General features: G+C 54.4%; 17 protein-coding genes. 10 read left to right on the top strand and 7 right to left on the bottom strand.

All coding sequences use genetic code 11. From position 1 onward, the window contains the following. Positions 1–83 precede the first annotated feature (83 nt). On the top strand, positions 84–2,909 hold the full coding sequence (gene uvrA, locus ACH1XZ_RS18160) for an excinuclease ABC subunit UvrA (RefSeq protein WP_395596636.1): 2,826 nt from the start codon (positions 84–86) through the stop codon (positions 2,907–2,909). On the opposite strand, the gene ACH1XZ_RS18155 is transcribed toward uvrA, so the two are convergent. The 3 genes from ACH1XZ_RS18155 to tyrB form a co-directional block, all read right to left on the bottom strand. Then, positions 2,906–3,262 carry an MmcQ/YjbR family DNA-binding protein gene (locus ACH1XZ_RS18155; protein WP_395596692.1) on the bottom strand — a complete coding sequence of 119 codons (357 nt, stop codon included), beginning with the start codon at positions 3,260–3,262 and terminating at the stop codon, positions 2,906–2,908. The genes uvrA and ACH1XZ_RS18155 overlap by 4 nt on opposite strands. 225 nt (positions 3,263–3,487) lie before the next feature. Next, positions 3,488–4,201, bottom strand: coding sequence for an acid phosphatase AphA (gene aphA / locus ACH1XZ_RS18150; RefSeq protein ID WP_395596635.1), 714 nt, complete (start codon positions 4,199–4,201; stop codon positions 3,488–3,490). A 200-nt stretch (positions 4,202–4,401) separates the two neighbouring features. Next, entirely contained in the window at positions 4,402–5,595 is a 1,194-nt protein-coding gene (gene tyrB / locus ACH1XZ_RS18145; protein WP_395596634.1) for an aromatic amino acid transaminase, read from the bottom strand. A 205-nt stretch (positions 5,596–5,800) separates the two neighbouring features. Here tyrB and ACH1XZ_RS18140 point away from each other — a divergent pair, with 205 nt between their 5' ends. Genes ACH1XZ_RS18140 through ACH1XZ_RS18115 form a run of 6 tightly spaced genes read left to right on the top strand, consistent with a single transcriptional unit; the run spans position 5,801 to position 8,737 of the window. After that, positions 5,801–6,394, top strand: coding sequence for a DUF2589 domain-containing protein (locus tag ACH1XZ_RS18140; protein ID WP_395596633.1), 594 nt, complete (start codon positions 5,801–5,803; stop codon positions 6,392–6,394). Between the two features lie 53 nt (positions 6,395–6,447). Further along, positions 6,448–7,038, top strand: a complete 591-nt coding sequence (locus ACH1XZ_RS18135; RefSeq protein WP_395596632.1) for a DUF2589 domain-containing protein — start codon at positions 6,448–6,450, stop codon at positions 7,036–7,038. After that, positions 7,035–7,484 (top strand): lysozyme, encoded by a 450-nt coding sequence (locus ACH1XZ_RS18130; RefSeq protein WP_395596631.1) that lies wholly within the window; start codon positions 7,035–7,037, stop codon positions 7,482–7,484. Before ACH1XZ_RS18135 ends, ACH1XZ_RS18130 begins: the two co-directional genes overlap by 4 nt. 22 nt (positions 7,485–7,506) lie before the next feature. Next, positions 7,507–7,989, top strand: a complete 483-nt coding sequence (locus ACH1XZ_RS18125; RefSeq protein WP_395596630.1) for a ribonuclease — start codon at positions 7,507–7,509, stop codon at positions 7,987–7,989. 27 nt (positions 7,990–8,016) lie between these two features. Continuing rightward, complete coding sequence (locus tag ACH1XZ_RS18120) at positions 8,017–8,427, top strand: hypothetical protein (protein WP_395596629.1); 411 nt, start codon at positions 8,017–8,019, stop codon at positions 8,425–8,427. After that, on the top strand, positions 8,417–8,737 hold the full coding sequence (locus tag ACH1XZ_RS18115; RefSeq protein WP_395596628.1) for a hypothetical protein: 321 nt from the start codon (positions 8,417–8,419) through the stop codon (positions 8,735–8,737). The genes ACH1XZ_RS18120 and ACH1XZ_RS18115 overlap by 11 nt, the downstream gene beginning before the upstream one ends. Before the next feature lie 57 nt (positions 8,738–8,794). Here the strand turns inward: ACH1XZ_RS18115 and alr are convergent, their stop codons facing one another. Both alr and dnaB read right to left on the bottom strand, forming a co-directional pair. Then, positions 8,795–9,874: an alanine racemase gene (gene alr, locus ACH1XZ_RS18110; protein ID WP_395596627.1), complete on the bottom strand. Its 1,080-nt coding sequence runs from the start codon at positions 9,872–9,874 to the stop codon at positions 8,795–8,797. Positions 9,875–9,911: 37 nt separating this feature from the next. Beyond that, positions 9,912–11,327, bottom strand: coding sequence for a replicative DNA helicase (dnaB, locus tag ACH1XZ_RS18105; protein WP_035896759.1), 1,416 nt, complete (start codon positions 11,325–11,327; stop codon positions 9,912–9,914). Between the two features lie 66 nt (positions 11,328–11,393). Here dnaB and ACH1XZ_RS18100 point away from each other — a divergent pair, with 66 nt between their 5' ends. After that, a complete protein-coding gene (locus tag ACH1XZ_RS18100; protein ID WP_395596626.1) occupies positions 11,394–12,377 on the top strand; it encodes a quinone oxidoreductase in 984 nt (327 codons plus the stop codon). A 172-nt stretch (positions 12,378–12,549) separates the two neighbouring features. Here the strand turns inward: ACH1XZ_RS18100 and pspG are convergent, their stop codons facing one another. Further along, positions 12,550–12,789 carry an envelope stress response protein PspG gene (gene pspG, locus ACH1XZ_RS18095; protein ID WP_395596625.1) on the bottom strand — a complete coding sequence of 80 codons (240 nt, stop codon included), beginning with the start codon at positions 12,787–12,789 and terminating at the stop codon, positions 12,550–12,552. A gap of 139 nt (positions 12,790–12,928) precedes the next feature. Continuing rightward, a complete protein-coding gene (gene dusA / locus ACH1XZ_RS18090) occupies positions 12,929–13,924 on the bottom strand; it encodes a tRNA dihydrouridine(20/20a) synthase DusA (protein ID WP_395596624.1) in 996 nt (331 codons plus the stop codon). 145 nt (positions 13,925–14,069) lie between these two features. Between dusA and ACH1XZ_RS18085 the strand changes: the two genes are divergently transcribed. Together ACH1XZ_RS18085 and ACH1XZ_RS18080 are read left to right on the top strand one after the other, a co-directional pair. After that, positions 14,070–14,333 carry a type II toxin-antitoxin system HicA family toxin gene (locus tag ACH1XZ_RS18085; RefSeq protein ID WP_395596623.1) on the top strand — a complete coding sequence of 88 codons (264 nt, stop codon included), beginning with the start codon at positions 14,070–14,072 and terminating at the stop codon, positions 14,331–14,333. Beyond that, positions 14,330–14,665 carry a type II toxin-antitoxin system HicB family antitoxin gene (locus tag ACH1XZ_RS18080; RefSeq protein WP_395596622.1) on the top strand — a complete coding sequence of 112 codons (336 nt, stop codon included), beginning with the start codon at positions 14,330–14,332 and terminating at the stop codon, positions 14,663–14,665. Before ACH1XZ_RS18085 ends, ACH1XZ_RS18080 begins: the two co-directional genes overlap by 4 nt. Positions 14,666–14,721: the final 56 nt, after the last annotated feature.

The following is a 14,721-nucleotide window of genomic DNA, read 5'->3' as shown; positions in this document are numbered from 1 at the left end:
GTTGTGTCATAATTAGCCGTTTCTGCCGTTTGTCCTTCTAACAAACCAGGCAATCCGTGTATCTCCTCTACCGGGAAAGGTGAATGGATAAGATCGAAGTTCGGGGCGCCCGCACCCATAATCTCAAAAACATCAACCTCGTCATCCCTCGCGACAAACTGATTGTCGTCACCGGGCTGTCCGGGTCTGGCAAATCCTCACTGGCTTTTGACACCCTCTATGCCGAAGGGCAGCGTCGCTATGTAGAATCGCTTTCTGCCTATGCGCGCCAGTTCCTGTCGCTGATGGAAAAGCCGGATGTCGATCATATTGAAGGGCTGTCGCCTGCGATTTCTATCGAGCAGAAGTCGACGTCACACAACCCGCGTTCGACGGTCGGTACCATTACCGAAATCCACGACTACCTGCGTCTGCTTTACGCTCGCGTAGGCGAGCCGCGCTGTCCGGATCACGACGTGCCGCTGGCGGCGCAAACCGTCAGCCAGATGGTCGATAACGTGCTGTCGCAGCCGGAGGGCAAACGCCTGATGCTGCTGGCCCCGATCATTAAAGAACGTAAGGGCGAGCACACCAAAACGCTGGAGAACCTGGCAAGCCAGGGCTATATCCGCGCGCGCATCGACGGCGAAGTCTGCGACCTGTCCGATCCACCGAAGCTCGAGCTGCAAAAGAAACACACCATCGAAGTGGTGATTGACCGATTTAAAGTGCGCGATGACCTGACGCAACGTCTGGCGGAATCGTTTGAAACCGCGCTGGAGCTCTCCGGCGGCACGGCGGTGGTCGCCGATATGGACGACCCGAAAGCGGAAGAGCTGCTGTTCTCCGCCAACTTCGCCTGCCCGATTTGCGGCTACAGCATGCGCGAGCTTGAGCCACGTCTGTTCTCGTTCAACAACCCGGCAGGCGCGTGCCCAACCTGCGACGGCCTTGGCGTACAGCAGTATTTCGACCCTGACCGCGTGATTCAGAATCCAGAACTGTCGCTGGCCGGCGGCGCGATTCGCGGCTGGGATCGTCGTAACTTCTATTACTTCCAGATGCTGAAGTCGCTGGCGGAACATTACGAGTTCGACGTCGAAGCCCCGTGGGAAAGCCTCGGCGCGGTAGCGCAGAAAGCCATTCTCTACGGCTCCGGCAAAGAGTCGATTGAATTCAAATACATCAACGACCGTGGCGATACGTCCGTGCGCCGCCATCCGTTTGAAGGCGTGCTGCACAACATGGAGCGCCGCTATAAAGAGACGGAATCCAGCGCGGTACGTGAGGAGCTGGCGAAGTTCATCAGCAACCGTCCGTGCGCCAGCTGCGACGGTACCCGTCTGCGTCGCGAAGCGCGTCACGTTTACGTCGAAAATACGCCGCTGCCGACTATCTCAGATATGAGCATCGGCCACGCCATGGACTTCTTCAATAACCTGAAGCTCTCCGGCCAGCGTGCGCAAATCGCGGAAAAAGTGCTGAAAGAGATTGGTGACCGTCTGAAGTTCCTGGTCAACGTCGGTCTGAACTACCTGACCCTCTCCCGTTCCGCAGAGACCCTCTCCGGCGGCGAGGCGCAGCGTATCCGTCTGGCAAGCCAGATTGGCGCGGGGCTGGTTGGCGTGATGTATGTGCTGGATGAACCGTCTATCGGCTTGCACCAGCGCGACAACGAACGTCTGCTCGGCACGCTGATTCACCTGCGTAACCTTGGCAACACGGTGATTGTGGTTGAACACGATGAAGATGCGATTCGCGCCGCCGACCACGTTATCGATATCGGCCCAGGCGCGGGTGTTCACGGTGGTCAGGTAGTGGCTGAAGGGACGCTGGACGACATTATGGCGGTGCCGGAGTCGTTAACCGGGCAGTTCATGAGCGGGAAACGCAAAATTGAAGTGCCGAAAAACCGCGTTCCGGCGAACCCGGAAAAAGTGCTTAAGCTGACGGGCGCCACGGGTAACAACCTGAAAGACGTGACCCTGACGCTGCCGGTCGGCCTGTTTACCTGCATCACCGGTGTGTCCGGTTCCGGTAAATCAACGCTGATTAACGATACGTTGTTCCCGATTGCGCAGACGCAATTAAACGGTGCAACTATTGCTGAACCGGCACCATACCGCGACGTTCAGGGGCTGGAGCATTTCGATAAAGTTATCGATATCGACCAGAGCCCGATTGGCCGTACGCCGCGTTCAAACCCAGCCACCTATACCGGCGTCTTTACGCCAGTACGTGAGCTGTTTGCGGGTGTGCCAGAGTCGCGTTCACGCGGCTATACGCCGGGCCGTTTCAGCTTTAACGTCCGCGGCGGTCGCTGTGAAGCCTGTCAGGGCGATGGCGTGATCAAAGTCGAAATGCACTTCCTGCCGGATATCTACGTGCCGTGCGACCAGTGCAAAGGCAAGCGCTATAACCGCGAAACGCTGGAGATTAAGTACAAGGGCAAGACTATCCACGAAGTGCTGGATATGACCATTGAAGAGGCGCGTGAGTTCTTCGATGCCGTTCCGGCGCTGGCGCGTAAGCTGCAAACGCTGATGGACGTTGGCCTGACTTACATCCGTCTTGGCCAGTCGGCAACGACGCTTTCCGGCGGTGAAGCCCAGCGCGTGAAGCTGGCGCGCGAGCTGTCAAAACGCGGTACCGGTCAGACGCTGTATATTCTGGATGAACCGACCACCGGCCTGCACTTTGCCGACATCCAGCAACTGCTGGAAGTACTGCATCAGCTCAGAGATCAGGGCAACACCATTGTGGTTATCGAGCACAACCTGGACGTGATTAAGACCGCGGACTGGATTGTCGATCTCGGTCCAGAAGGCGGCAGCGGCGGCGGTGAAATCCTCGTATCCGGGACGCCAGAAACGGTGGCGAACTGTGAAGCCTCGCACACGGCTCGTTTCCTTAAGCCTCTGCTGGGTTAATCAGAGTACATCTGCTGTCGGAGCGTTTCCGGCAGCAGATCCAGCGCCAGCTTATACGACGCATCCACCAGATAGTAAATTTGTGAGCCTGGCAGCGAGCCGTCCAGGTAGACGGTGCTCCAGTGCGCTTTATTGAGATGGCGGCTTGGGCGAACGTCTTTATGCTGCTGGCGCAGCAGCTCTGCCAGTTCGGGGCTGGTTTTCAGCGATACCGCCGGGCGGTCTTCAACATCCTTCACCATCGCAAACAGCACATCGGCGACTTTAATTTGTGTTGCCTTCCAGTCACTGTGTACGCTTTGTTCCGCGCCACGCTTCGCCATGCAGTACTGCAGAAGATCCGAACTGGTCATCATTTTATACTCCTCAGTCTCGCAAACCACGTTGTGCAAAAAAGCATCATATCAGTGTGCAACAAGACGCCGAAAGGATAAACCTTTCAGCGACTGTTTTTGACTAAAAAAGCATCATTTATTGGTGCAAGTGGTAGGCCGGATAAGCGAAGCGCCATCCGGCAGCATACAGCAGATTGCCGGATGGCGGCGTAAACGCCTTATCCGGCCTACAACGGTTTGCCGTTAGTACTCGGAGTTAACGATCACTTCTTCGTTAAATGCACCGGCCTGTGGCAGCGGGCGATAGGTCGAGTTAGAGGCGCGCAGGACGCGGATACCGCGGGCTCCTACTTCACGCGCGGCGGTGATGTCGTTATCGGAATCACCGTAGAACACTCTGATGTTCTTCTCTTTCAGCCACTGGGTCTTGGTGTTCTGGCCTGGCTCATCACCGGCAAAAATCACCGGGTTCATGTTCGCACCGGGGATCAGGAAATCATCCTGCAGCGTTTTAGAAACGGTTTCCGTTTTGGTCTGGCTACGACCGGTCACGAAGTAGATGCTGTCGCCGCGCTTCACGTGCATCGCAATCAGCGAACGGGCCACTTCTTTCGGGATGCTGAACGCGTCCCAGCCGTTATTCATTTTTTCCCAGAACTCTGGGTTCTTCAGGTAGTCCTGGCTGTCTGGAGAATAGGTTCTTTGCCCGCGCCAGAAGCCTGGGCTTGAGAACAGAACGGTGTCGTCGATATCAAAACCGACCGCCATTGGCGGATGGCCCATCAGGCTGTTTTCAATTTGCGCCACGGAAACCCAGTGGATAGGGGCCTGTTGGGCCAGCTTCGCAACGTCGGTGCCTGGATAGAGCGGAGAAGGTGACGAGGCGTGAGCCGTCACCGAAGCATTCAGTGCAAATAACAAGCAGACGGCACTGAGAGCTTGCGTGATCTTGCGCATGTTTTCCCTTAATTCGTCGAGTCGTTATTGTAATAAAGTGAGTGTTGCTTCAAATAAAAGCACAGCTGACCTTACCGTCTGAGGGATACGATTGAAAGGTTTATCTCAGAATAATCCTGAAAAAAGTAAGGGGATCACAGTTTGATGCTTTGAAAGCACGCTGGCTCAGAATATACCTCCAAGCCAGCGTGAGTACTCACTTACATCACTGCTGCGAAGGCTTTGGCCACACGCTGGACGTTACGGCTGTTGAGGCCCGCCGCGCACATACGGCCGCTGGCAATCAGGTAGACGCCAAACTCATCGCGCAGGCGATCGACCTGCGCGGCGCTCAGGCCGGTGTAGCTGAACATCCCGCGCTGTTTGAGCAGGTAGTCAAAGTTACCATTCGGCATTTCTTCTTTCAGCACGTTCACCAGCGCCTGCCGCATATCCAGAATGCGGGTGCGCATCCCTTCCACTTCCGCCAGCCACATGGCTTTCAGCTCAGCATCACCAAGCACCGCTGCCACAATCTGCGCGCCGAAGTTTGGCGGGCTGGAGTAGTTGCGGCGTACCGTTGCTTTCAGTTGGCCCAGCACGCGCAGCGCGGTTTCATTGTCTTCACAGACAATCGACAGGCCGCCGACGCGCTCGCCGTACAGGGAGAAAATTTTGGAGAACGAGTTGCTGACCAGTGCCGGCAGGCCTGCGTCGGCAATCGCGCGGATGGCATACGCGTCTTCTTCCATGCCTGCGCCAAAGCCCTGGTAGGCGATGTCGAGGAACGGGATGAGATCGCGCGCTTTCAGCGCTTCCACCACGCCGTCCCACTGTGCATTCGTGAGATCGGCACCGGTTGGGTTGTGGCAGCACGGGTGCAGCAGCACGATGCTGCGCGCTGGCAACGTATTCAGCGTTTCCAGCAGCGCGTCGTAGCGTACGCCGTTGGTTTCACTATCAAACCATGGGTAAGTGCCGACCTCGAAGCCTGCGCCTTCAAAAATCGCGATATGGTTTTCCCAGGTCGGGTCGCTGACCCATACGCCGGAATCCGGGAAGTAACGTTTGAGGAAATCTGCGCCCACTTTCAGCGCGCCGGAGCCGCCAAGGGTTTGGATAGTCGCCACGCGCTGTTGCTGGAGAACCGGATGATCGGCGCCAAACAGCAGCGGCGCTACGGTATGGCGGTAGCTATTCAACCCTTCCATCGGCAGGTACAGCGACGCGCCATGCGGCTGCGCGTTAAGGCGCGCTTCAGCCTCGGCCACTGATTTCAGCTGCGGAACAATGCCGTTTTCGTCATAAAAAAGGCCAATGCTGAGGTTAACTTTGTCGCTGCGCGGATCTTCTTTAAAGCGTTCCATTAAAGAAAGAATCGGGTCGCCCGCATAGGCGTCAACTTTTTGAAACACGCGATGGTTCTCCAGGTTTACAGAAGGCAGGAAATAACACAATAAACCGGATGAGACGGAGGCGCGAGTGGTTTATGAATCATCTCTGCGTATTACACCTTTCGGCTCGTCTTGAGAGGACATTTGTCCAATATCTAAACCGCCTATCCCACCTTAACATCAGAAATGCGCAAAGGCGCGCCATCACTCGTAAAGGAGATACGATATGGATTCTCAATTTATTGGTTCCGTCATTAACGCCCTTCCGCTGGAGACCATGATCGGCGGTCCATTGCAGGCCATGATCAGGGCTCAGGTGCAGGCAAGTAAGGCTTACGCTGACTTTTTATTATCAGTATGTATCAAGGACGGCAAAGCCGTCGCTGTCGAATTTGATTACGACGAAACCGTTGTCGATGAGCAAGGGGTTAGCCAGGGTACGATCACCAAGAAAATGCGTATCCCACTCCTGGCAACAATTTCCCACCCTATTATCTGCATTGAAGAAGGTACCATCGACTTCGAACTGGAAGTGTCGCAAAGCGAATCCAGTAAGAGCGAAACCGGGGCCGAAGCCTCAATGGAAGCTTCGTTAGGCTGGGGATTCTTCCGCGCCAAAATGACCGGAAAGGTGACTCACAAATCAGAGCAAACTCGAGCGACCGATACCCGAGCAAAGTACTCCATCCATACGCAAATTAAGCGTCAGCAACCACCTGAAGCGCTGATGCGAGTCATTGACTACCTGACTGAAGCCACAACCAAACCGGTCATATTGCCTGGAACTATTCCGTCTAAAACGTCAGAAAACGCTAGCTAGTACCGACAACAATCACTGGGGCTGGGCTATTCGGCCCCAAACTGGAGCAAATAATGTCCTTAAAAGACTGGCTATGGAGCAAAAAGGAAGACGAGCCGGAAAAGCGCCCACAGTCAGAACCTGAACCGGCAAATCCCCAGTCTGCTGCGACTATCCCGAACGTTCCCGTCACGCTGGAAGATATTACACGCGGTATGCAGCACGCAGCGACGGCCGCGAATGAGTTAATTGCACACCAGTATATGCAGGCACTGGATCCCTTTTTTGAGCCAACCGAAGACGGTCAGCTCGCACCGCGTACCGTACGAATGCAGCTTGATGAAAAACATCATTTCGAGATGCCATTGGTCGCGCTCGCAACACCACGTGGATTAATGCTGGAAAAAATGAAGGTGCACTTGACGGTACGCACCGAAGGCGTGGAGCAAACGAGCGTAAGCGAAGGAACCGACACCAACGATGTTAGCCGTTTTCACGTCAGTCTTTCCCCTGCAAGCAATACGAAAGGCGGTCGCGACAGCCGCCACGTCGATATCGAAATGCAATTTACGGTGCTGGAACCACCGGAAAGCGTTATGCGCTTAATTGATGAATACACCAATAAAATTATTCCACGCTTATCAGAAGAGGAGCCATCTTCATGACGCATCTACCACGCTATACCAGTGAAGTCGGTATTCAGCTTATTGCAGAATTTGAAGGTCTTAAACTCGAACGATACAAGGACGCGGCAGGGCTATGGACCATTGGTTATGGACACCTTATTTTACCTCAAGAAATCAACTCGTTATGCAAAATAACCCTTGAAGAAGCCAGAACATTGCTGCGCAACGATCTGGCGCGAACGGAAAAAGGGGTCAACGGGATGGTGACCTGCGAGATCGGCCAAAATCAGTTTGATGCACTGGTCTCTTTTGCCTTCAATGTCGGTATCGGAAATCTAAAAAAATCGACGCTGTTACGCAAACTGAATGAAGGGGATATCAATAGCGCTGCTCTGCAATTTCTGGTCTGGAATAAGGCCGGAGGAAAAGTACTGGCAGGATTGACCCGTCGCCGTGAAGCGGAAATGAAGCTATTTTTAGCATAGCACTGAATTACAAGGAGGTTTTATGAGTATCATTCGTTTTTCTTTGATTTCAGCCTGTCTCGGTATGGGCTTTATGGCTTCTCTGCAAGCAGCAGAATTACCCACCTGCGAAAGCAGTGTTACCGCGCTGAATAACCAGTTACAGCAACAGTCACTTCCCCCTATCCACGACGAGAATGATCTGGTCAAGACCCTACGCTATCTCCAGCAAAATGGGCGACTCCCCTCCCGCTATATCACCACCCAACAGGCAATGTATTTAGGCTGGAGCGGAAGAGCCACAGATACTCTATGGGGTCTGAAGCCGACCAACGGTAAGTGGATTGGAGGAGACGAGTCAGCCCAGCACCCCGAAGGAAATCAAGGTAGTTGGTATTCAGCAGACCTCGATTCTTACAAAGGTCTTCGTGGCGATAACAGACTGCTCTATAGCCCAAATAGCGCGATGCGTTATATCAGCAATCAGCGTACCGGGCAGCTCACTCCCGTTCAGCCTTGCCAATAATGCTGCTGCCAAGCCGGAGAGATAATCATGAGTGATATCAGCAATATTGTAATTAACCAGGGGCTATCAGCACTAGCAGGATTATTTGGTGGTGTGAGCATCTCTTTCTTCTGGCAACCAAAAAAACTACACCAGCACGGACCTTTTATCGCAGGGATTATCACCGGCAGCATCAGTATGTTCGCAGCCTTTGCACTTGTCGGTATGGCTGCCCACTGGTTGCGTTTCGACCTTAGTGAAGCCGATGCTGCGCTTGGCCTTGGGTATATCGTTGGAGCCATCAGCATTGGCATGATTGCGGCAGTCGCAAACTTCTTTAGCCGCCATGAGCAAGATGACATTTTTGAAATAGCGAGCGAGATTAAGCACAAGATCCGTGAAAATCGCCCAACGAAGATCTCTGCGAAAGACCATAAGGACACCTCAAATGAGCATTGACCATTTGTCCTACTGGAGCACGCTGTTCATTACAACCGTCATTGATTTACTGGTGTCACTTGTCATTCTATTTTGCGCTTATAGCCAACGCATCACACATTTGCACATCGGTTATAAAATAGGGCTTATTTCAATCGCCTTTGGCTTGTTTGGCCAAAGTGCCCTGAATATCCCATTTTTAATTAACCGCACGGATTATATGCACGACACGCTGCCTTTCTGGATACTGCAAGACTTCGGCACGCTGCTGATTCTTGTCCTCTTTTTCTTTGTTCACGACTGGCACCGGCGGGGACAACGGATGAATTAGGCATTGTTGAAAAAGCATTGCCGGATGGGCGATCGCATCATCCGGCACGCGATAGTCTTATTCGATATACTTCATCGCCACCCGCGACGTCAGGCGCGTAATAAGTTCGTAAGCACTCACTTTTGTGATTTCAGCAATGCGTTCAACCGGCAGACCTTCGCCCCACATAATCACCTCATCACCGGTTTTATCCTCGGCATTCGGGCCCAAATCAACGCAGACCATATCCATCGCCACGCGGCCGACAATCGGCACTTCGCGGCCATTGACCAGCACTGGCGTACCGGACGGTGCCGCACGCGGGTAGCCGTCGCCGTAGCCCATCGCTACCACGCCGAGTCGGGTATCGCGTTCGCTGACCCAGGTGCCACCGTAGCCAACCGGCTCACCGGCTTTGTGCTCGCGCACGGCAATCAGGCTGGAGGTCAATGACATCACTGGCTGCATACCAAAATCCGGGCCCCACGGTTTCTGCTCCAGCGGGGATACGCCGTACAAAATGATGCCAGGGCGCGCCCAGTCGAAGTGCGACTGCGGCCACAGCAGAATGCCGCCGGATGCCGCGATAGAACGCAGGCCCGGCTTGCCGTCGGTAAAAGCGGTGAAAATGGCGAGCTGCTTTTCCGTCGCGCCGCATTCAGGTTCATCGGCACGCGCAAAGTGGCTAACCACGTTAACCGGCTGGCGTACGTTTTTGCATTGGCTCAGGCGCTGATAGAACGCATCGGCATCTTCCGGGAGTACGCCCAGACGGTGCATGCCGGTGTCGAGCTTCATCCACACGGTAACCGGCTCGCTGATGTCGGCGGTTTCCAGCGCTTCAAGCTGTTCGATGTTATGCACGGCGGTATGCAGATGCTGCGCGGCAATCGTCGGCAGATCGCTCGCATTAAAGAAGCCTTCCAGCAGCAGGATCGGCTGGGTAATGCCGCCCTCGCGCAGGCGCAGCGCCTCTTCAAGACGGGCAACGCCAAAAGCATCGGCGTCGGGGAGCGTTCGCGCGGTCTCGAGGAGGCCGTGTCCGTAAGCGTTCGCTTTCACCACCGCAACCAGCTTACTGGCAGGTGCCAGTTCACGCAGACGTTGCAGGTTGTGTCGCAGAGCGCGGCGGTTAATGACTACAGTTGCCGCTTGCATTTGTGTTCCTTGGTATGAGTTTGCTGATTCAGCGTTGTTATTCGTCGTCGTACTGCGGGCCAGCGTAGTTATCGAAGCGCGACCATTGACCGTTAAACGTCAGGCGTACCGTGCCGATGGGGCCGTTACGCTGTTTACCGATAATAATCTCGGCGATGCCTTTTAAGTCACTGTTTTCGTGATAAACCTCATCACGATAAATGAACATGATTAAGTCGGCATCCTGCTCGATGGAGCCGGATTCACGCAGGTCGGAGTTGACCGGGCGTTTGTCCGCACGCTGTTCCAGAGAGCGGTTAAGCTGCGACAGCGCCACCACCGGCACGTGCAGCTCTTTGGCTAACGCCTTGAGCGAGCGGGAAATTTCGGCGATCTCCAGCGTACGGTTGTCGGAAAGCGACGGCACACGCATCAACTGAAGGTAGTCGATCATGATAAGGCCGATGCCGCCGTGTTCACGGGCGATACGGCGCGCGCGGGAGCGCACTTCCGTCGGCGTCAGGCCGGAGGAGTCATCGATATAGATGTTTCGTTTTTCCAGCAGAATGCCCATGGTGCCGGAGATACGCGCCCAGTCCTCGTCATCGAGCTGGCCGGTACGAATACGGGTCTGGTCAACGCGCGATAGCGATGCCAGAGAACGCATCATAATCTGTTCGGAGGGCATCTCGAGACTGAAGATTAGTACCGGTTTATCCTGCAACATCGCCGCGTTTTCGACGAGGTTCATTGCAAAAGTGGTTTTACCCATCGACGGACGCGCTGCCACGATAATCAAATCCGACGGCTGTAAACCGGCGGTTTTCTTATTGAGGTCGTCATAGCCGGTATTGACCCCGGTGACGCCGTCATGCGGCTGCTGGAAAAGCTGTTCGATGCGCGCGACGGTAGCGTCGAGCACTTCGGTAATATTTTTCGGGCCTTCGTCTTTGTTGGCGCGGCTTTCAGCAATTTTAAAGACGCGGGACTCGGCGAGATCCAGCAGGTCTTCGCTGGTGCGCCCCTGCGGGTCGAAACCGGCTTCGGCAATCTCGTTGGCCACTGCAATCATTTCACGAACAACGGCACGTTCGCGGACGATATCGGCGTAAGCGCTAATGTTTGCCGCACTTGGCGTATTTTTGGAGAGTTCTGCCAGATAAGCAAACCCGCCGACGCTGTCCAGTTGCCCCTGTCGCTCCAGCGATTCCGCGAGCGTAATCAGGTCAATTGGGCTACCGCCTTCCTGCAAACGGCCCATCTCCGTAAAGATGTGACGGTGTGGACGGGTATAAAAATCTTCCGCCACCACGCGCTCGGCAACATCGTCCCAGCGCTCATTGTCCAGCATTAGTCCGCCCAACACCGATTGTTCCGCTTCAATCGAGTGCGGCGGTACTTTCAGCCCGTCTACCTGAAAATCGCGGACGCGAGGTTCGGTTTGCGGTTTGTTGAAGGGTTTATTTGCTGCCATAGTGAATGGTATTACCGAGATAAAGAGTGGGTCGAAAGATTACCACATAATCGTTCTGGAGGAAGCATGGCAACCCGTATTGAATTTAGCAAACATGGCGGCCCGGAAGTGCTGAACGCCGTCGAATTCACCCCATCGGCCCCTGGCGAAAACGAAGTGCAGGTGGAAAACAAAGCTATCGGTATCAACTATATCGACACCTACATTCGCAGCGGACTGTATCCACCGCCGTCGATGCCCAGCGGTTTAGGCACCGAAGCGGCGGGCGTGGTGAGCCAGGTGGGCAGCAACGTGAAGCACATCAAAGCGGGCGATCGCGTGGTCTACGCGCAGTCCGGGCTCGGTGCCTACAGTTCGGTGCATAATGTCCCGGCGGATAAGGTCGCCCTGCTTCCGGCGGCTATCTCCTATGAGCAGGCTGCCGCCTCGTTCCTCAAAGGGCTAACCGTTTTCTATTTGCTGCGCAAAACCTACGAAATCAAGCCCGGCGAAGCGTTCCTGTTCCATGCGGCCGCAGGCGGCGTAGGGCTGATTGCCTGCCAGTGGGCAAAAGCGCTGGGCGCGAAGCTTATCGGTACCGTCGGTAGCCAGGAGAAGGCAGAGCGCGCACTTAAGGCCGGCGCCTGGCAGGTGATTAACTATCGCGATGAGAATATCGCCGAGCGCGTCAAAGAGATGACCGGCGGCAAAAAGCTGTCGGTGGTGTACGACTCCGTGGGGAAAGACACCTGGGAAGCGTCGCTGGACTGCTTAAAGCGCCGTGGGCTGATGGTCAGCTTCGGGAACTCTTCCGGCCCGGTGACCGGGGTTAACCTCGGCATTCTCAATCAAAAAGGCTCACTGTTCGCCACCCGCCCTTCCCTTAACGGCTACGTCACCAACTACGATGAGCTGAAGGAGGCTAGCCACGAACTGTTCTCGCTGATTGCGAGCGGGATTATCAAAGTGGACGTGGCGGAGAGCCAGAAATACCCGCTGAAGGATGCACGACGCGCGCATGAGATTCTGGAAAGCCGGGCAACGCAGGGCTCGAGCCTGCTGATTCCGTAACGTTCCTACCGCACAAAAGACTAGGGCTTCCCGTAGGAAGCCCTTTCTTTTTTTAGTTCGGCTGTATGTAGGGTACAGCTCGATGAATTCTTTAACGGCAGCAATAGTGACAGATTTATTACGCAAATCCTATGGGGTTTTATGCAAAATGATTGAGGTTGTGACGAGTACCTCAATACCTCCGATAATTGCCGCGATATGGCCGTTCTTTCGGTGAATTAATCGCCCGAATAACCCACACCACCACAACCGCCAGGATAAGCCATGGCAGTAACTTAATCATAATAGCAAACAGCCCGCCAACGAACATTAATACGGTGGCCACCACCAGCGCAGCAATAATGCCGAGTAGCGAAATCCCGGTGACCAGCAGCATCACAAAAAATCCAATCACAAATAACAGTTCCAGCATGGTGGTTCTCCCAGAAATCATACGTCGCTGTCTGAACTATTACAAAAACCGTGCCAAAAATAACTTATTGATTATCAATAAAAAAGCCCCGCAACGCTGTGCAGGGCTTGGTGAATTTGACCAGAATTTAGCGAAATAATTAACGCTTATCGGCCACCAGCTTTAACGCGTGTTCCAGTACGTTGATATCGGCGCCCGCTTTGTGAGCGTTCTCGCTCAGGTAGCGACGCCATTGGCGCGCGCCCGGGATACCCTGGAACAGGCCCAGCATATGACGGGTGACGTGGCCCAGATAGGTGCCGTTGCTCAGTTCGCGCTCGATGTACGGATACATGGCGCGCACCACGGCGACAGGGTCGGCGTCTACATCGGTGGCACCAAAGATTTCACGGTCAACGGAGGCCAGAATCCCTGGATTCTGATAGGCTTCGCGGCCCACCATCACGCCGTCCATATGCTCCAGATGCGCTTTGGCTTCTTCCAGCGACTTAATACCGCCGTTGATAGACATCGTCAGGTGCGGGAAATCACGTTTGAGCTGGTAGACGCGCGGATAGTCCAGCGGCGGAATTTCGCGGTTCTCTTTCGGGCTTAAGCCGGAGAGCCAGGCTTTGCGGGCGTGAATAATAAACATCTCACACTCGCCGCGACCGGAAACCGTGTCGATAAAATCGCAGAGAAATTCGTAGCTGTCCTGGTCGTCAATACCAATACGAGTTTTCACCGTCACTGGAATAGACACCACGTCGCGCATCGCCTTCACACAATCTGCCACCAGCTGCGCGTTGCCCATCAGACAAGCGCCAAACATGCCGTTTTGTACGCGGTCGGACGGGCAGCCAACGTTGAGGTTAATTTCATCGTAGCCACGCTCTTGCGCCAACTTCGCGCAGTGTGCCAACGCCACCGGGTCGCTGCCTCCCAGCTGTAATGCGACCGGATGCTCTTCTTCGCTATAGGCCAGATAGTCGCCCTTGCCGTGAATAATCGCCCCGGTGGTCACCATTTCGGTATACAGCAGTGTGTGCTGCGACAGCAGGCGCAGGAAGTAGCGGCAGTGTCTGTCGGTCCAGTCGAGCATGGGCGCGATGGAGAAACGGTGAGCGGGGAAATGGCGTTGTGATTCTGAAGACATGGCGAGATTTTGAGCACCTGGTGAATTGGGGGCGCTACTATAGCACAGGCCGCAATCGGATACGATTCGCCTTGATGTGATATCATAAAATGATATCATCAAGTGGACTTTGGCGGATGCAATACACAACGGAATGGAAGCATAAATGAAGTCATTAAACGCCAGACACCAGAAAACACTGCGGCTGATATTTTCATTACCCACTCCAGCCACTCTGGAATGGCGAAAAATTGAGTCTCTGCTTGTAGCGCTAGGTGCAAAAGTATCGGAAGGAAACGGCTCCCGGGTACGGTTCGAAATCAATCATATTGTGGCTTCTTTCCACCGTCCCCACCCTGATAAAGAGGCAAAGGTTTACCAGGTTCGTGATGCAATGGCATTTCTTATCGCAGTAGGAGTAACTCCATGATGAATACCATGACGTACAAAGGCTATGCCGCAAAGATTGATTACAGCGACGAAGATTTATGCTTTATCGGGCGAGTGGCAGGCATCAGGGACGTGATTGGCTTTCACGCCGATAACGTTACGGATCTTCGTACAGCGTTCGAAGAAGCCGTTGACGATTATATTGTCTACTGTACCGAGCAAGGGCGAGAACCACTGCGGCCAGCAAGCGGCAAAATTAGCCTGCGTATTTCTCCTGAAGTTCACTCTGCCATCAACGTTGCGGCGGAGGTTTCGGGGAAAAGCGTCAATCAGTGGATTAACGATACGCTTTCCAGAGCCGCTCACGGCTAGCAAGAGTGGAGAGATCCCGGCGGCGCTTCGCTTGGCCGGGCTACAGGGTCGTATGG

The organism is Kluyvera chengduensis (genome assembly GCF_044197065.1).
In the GTDB taxonomy this organism is placed as follows: Bacteria; Pseudomonadota; Gammaproteobacteria; order Enterobacterales; family Enterobacteriaceae; genus Kluyvera; species Kluyvera ascorbata_C.
Note: the sequence above shows the minus strand (reverse complement) of the source record. Positions and strands in the feature narration are given on the sequence as shown.

Coding starts and splice junctions, on each gene's coding strand:
- uvrA (WP_395596636.1), top strand. CDS start 84: ATGGATAAGATCGAAGTTCGGGGCGCCCGCACCCATAATCTCAAAAAC.
- ACH1XZ_RS18155 (WP_395596692.1), bottom strand. CDS start 3,262: ATGACCAGTTCGGATCTTCTGCAGTACTGCATGGCGAAGCGTGGCGCG.
- aphA (WP_395596635.1), bottom strand. CDS start 4,201: ATGCGCAAGATCACGCAAGCTCTCAGTGCCGTCTGCTTGTTATTTGCA.
- ACH1XZ_RS18140 (WP_395596633.1), top strand. CDS start 5,801: ATGGATTCTCAATTTATTGGTTCCGTCATTAACGCCCTTCCGCTGGAG.
- ACH1XZ_RS18135 (WP_395596632.1), top strand. CDS start 6,448: ATGTCCTTAAAAGACTGGCTATGGAGCAAAAAGGAAGACGAGCCGGAA.
- ACH1XZ_RS18130 (WP_395596631.1), top strand. CDS start 7,035: ATGACGCATCTACCACGCTATACCAGTGAAGTCGGTATTCAGCTTATT.
- ACH1XZ_RS18125 (WP_395596630.1), top strand. CDS start 7,507: ATGAGTATCATTCGTTTTTCTTTGATTTCAGCCTGTCTCGGTATGGGC.
- ACH1XZ_RS18120 (WP_395596629.1), top strand. CDS start 8,017: ATGAGTGATATCAGCAATATTGTAATTAACCAGGGGCTATCAGCACTA.
- ACH1XZ_RS18115 (WP_395596628.1), top strand. CDS start 8,417: ATGAGCATTGACCATTTGTCCTACTGGAGCACGCTGTTCATTACAACC.
- alr (WP_395596627.1), bottom strand. CDS start 9,874: ATGCAAGCGGCAACTGTAGTCATTAACCGCCGCGCTCTGCGACACAAC.
- dnaB (WP_035896759.1), bottom strand. CDS start 11,327: ATGGCAGCAAATAAACCCTTCAACAAACCGCAAACCGAACCTCGCGTC.
- ACH1XZ_RS18100 (WP_395596626.1), top strand. CDS start 11,394: ATGGCAACCCGTATTGAATTTAGCAAACATGGCGGCCCGGAAGTGCTG.
- pspG (WP_395596625.1), bottom strand. CDS start 12,789: ATGCTGGAACTGTTATTTGTGATTGGATTTTTTGTGATGCTGCTGGTC.
- dusA (WP_395596624.1), bottom strand. CDS start 13,924: ATGTCTTCAGAATCACAACGCCATTTCCCCGCTCACCGTTTCTCCATC.
- ACH1XZ_RS18085 (WP_395596623.1), top strand. CDS start 14,070: ATGAAGTCATTAAACGCCAGACACCAGAAAACACTGCGGCTGATATTT.
- ACH1XZ_RS18080 (WP_395596622.1), top strand. CDS start 14,330: ATGATGAATACCATGACGTACAAAGGCTATGCCGCAAAGATTGATTAC.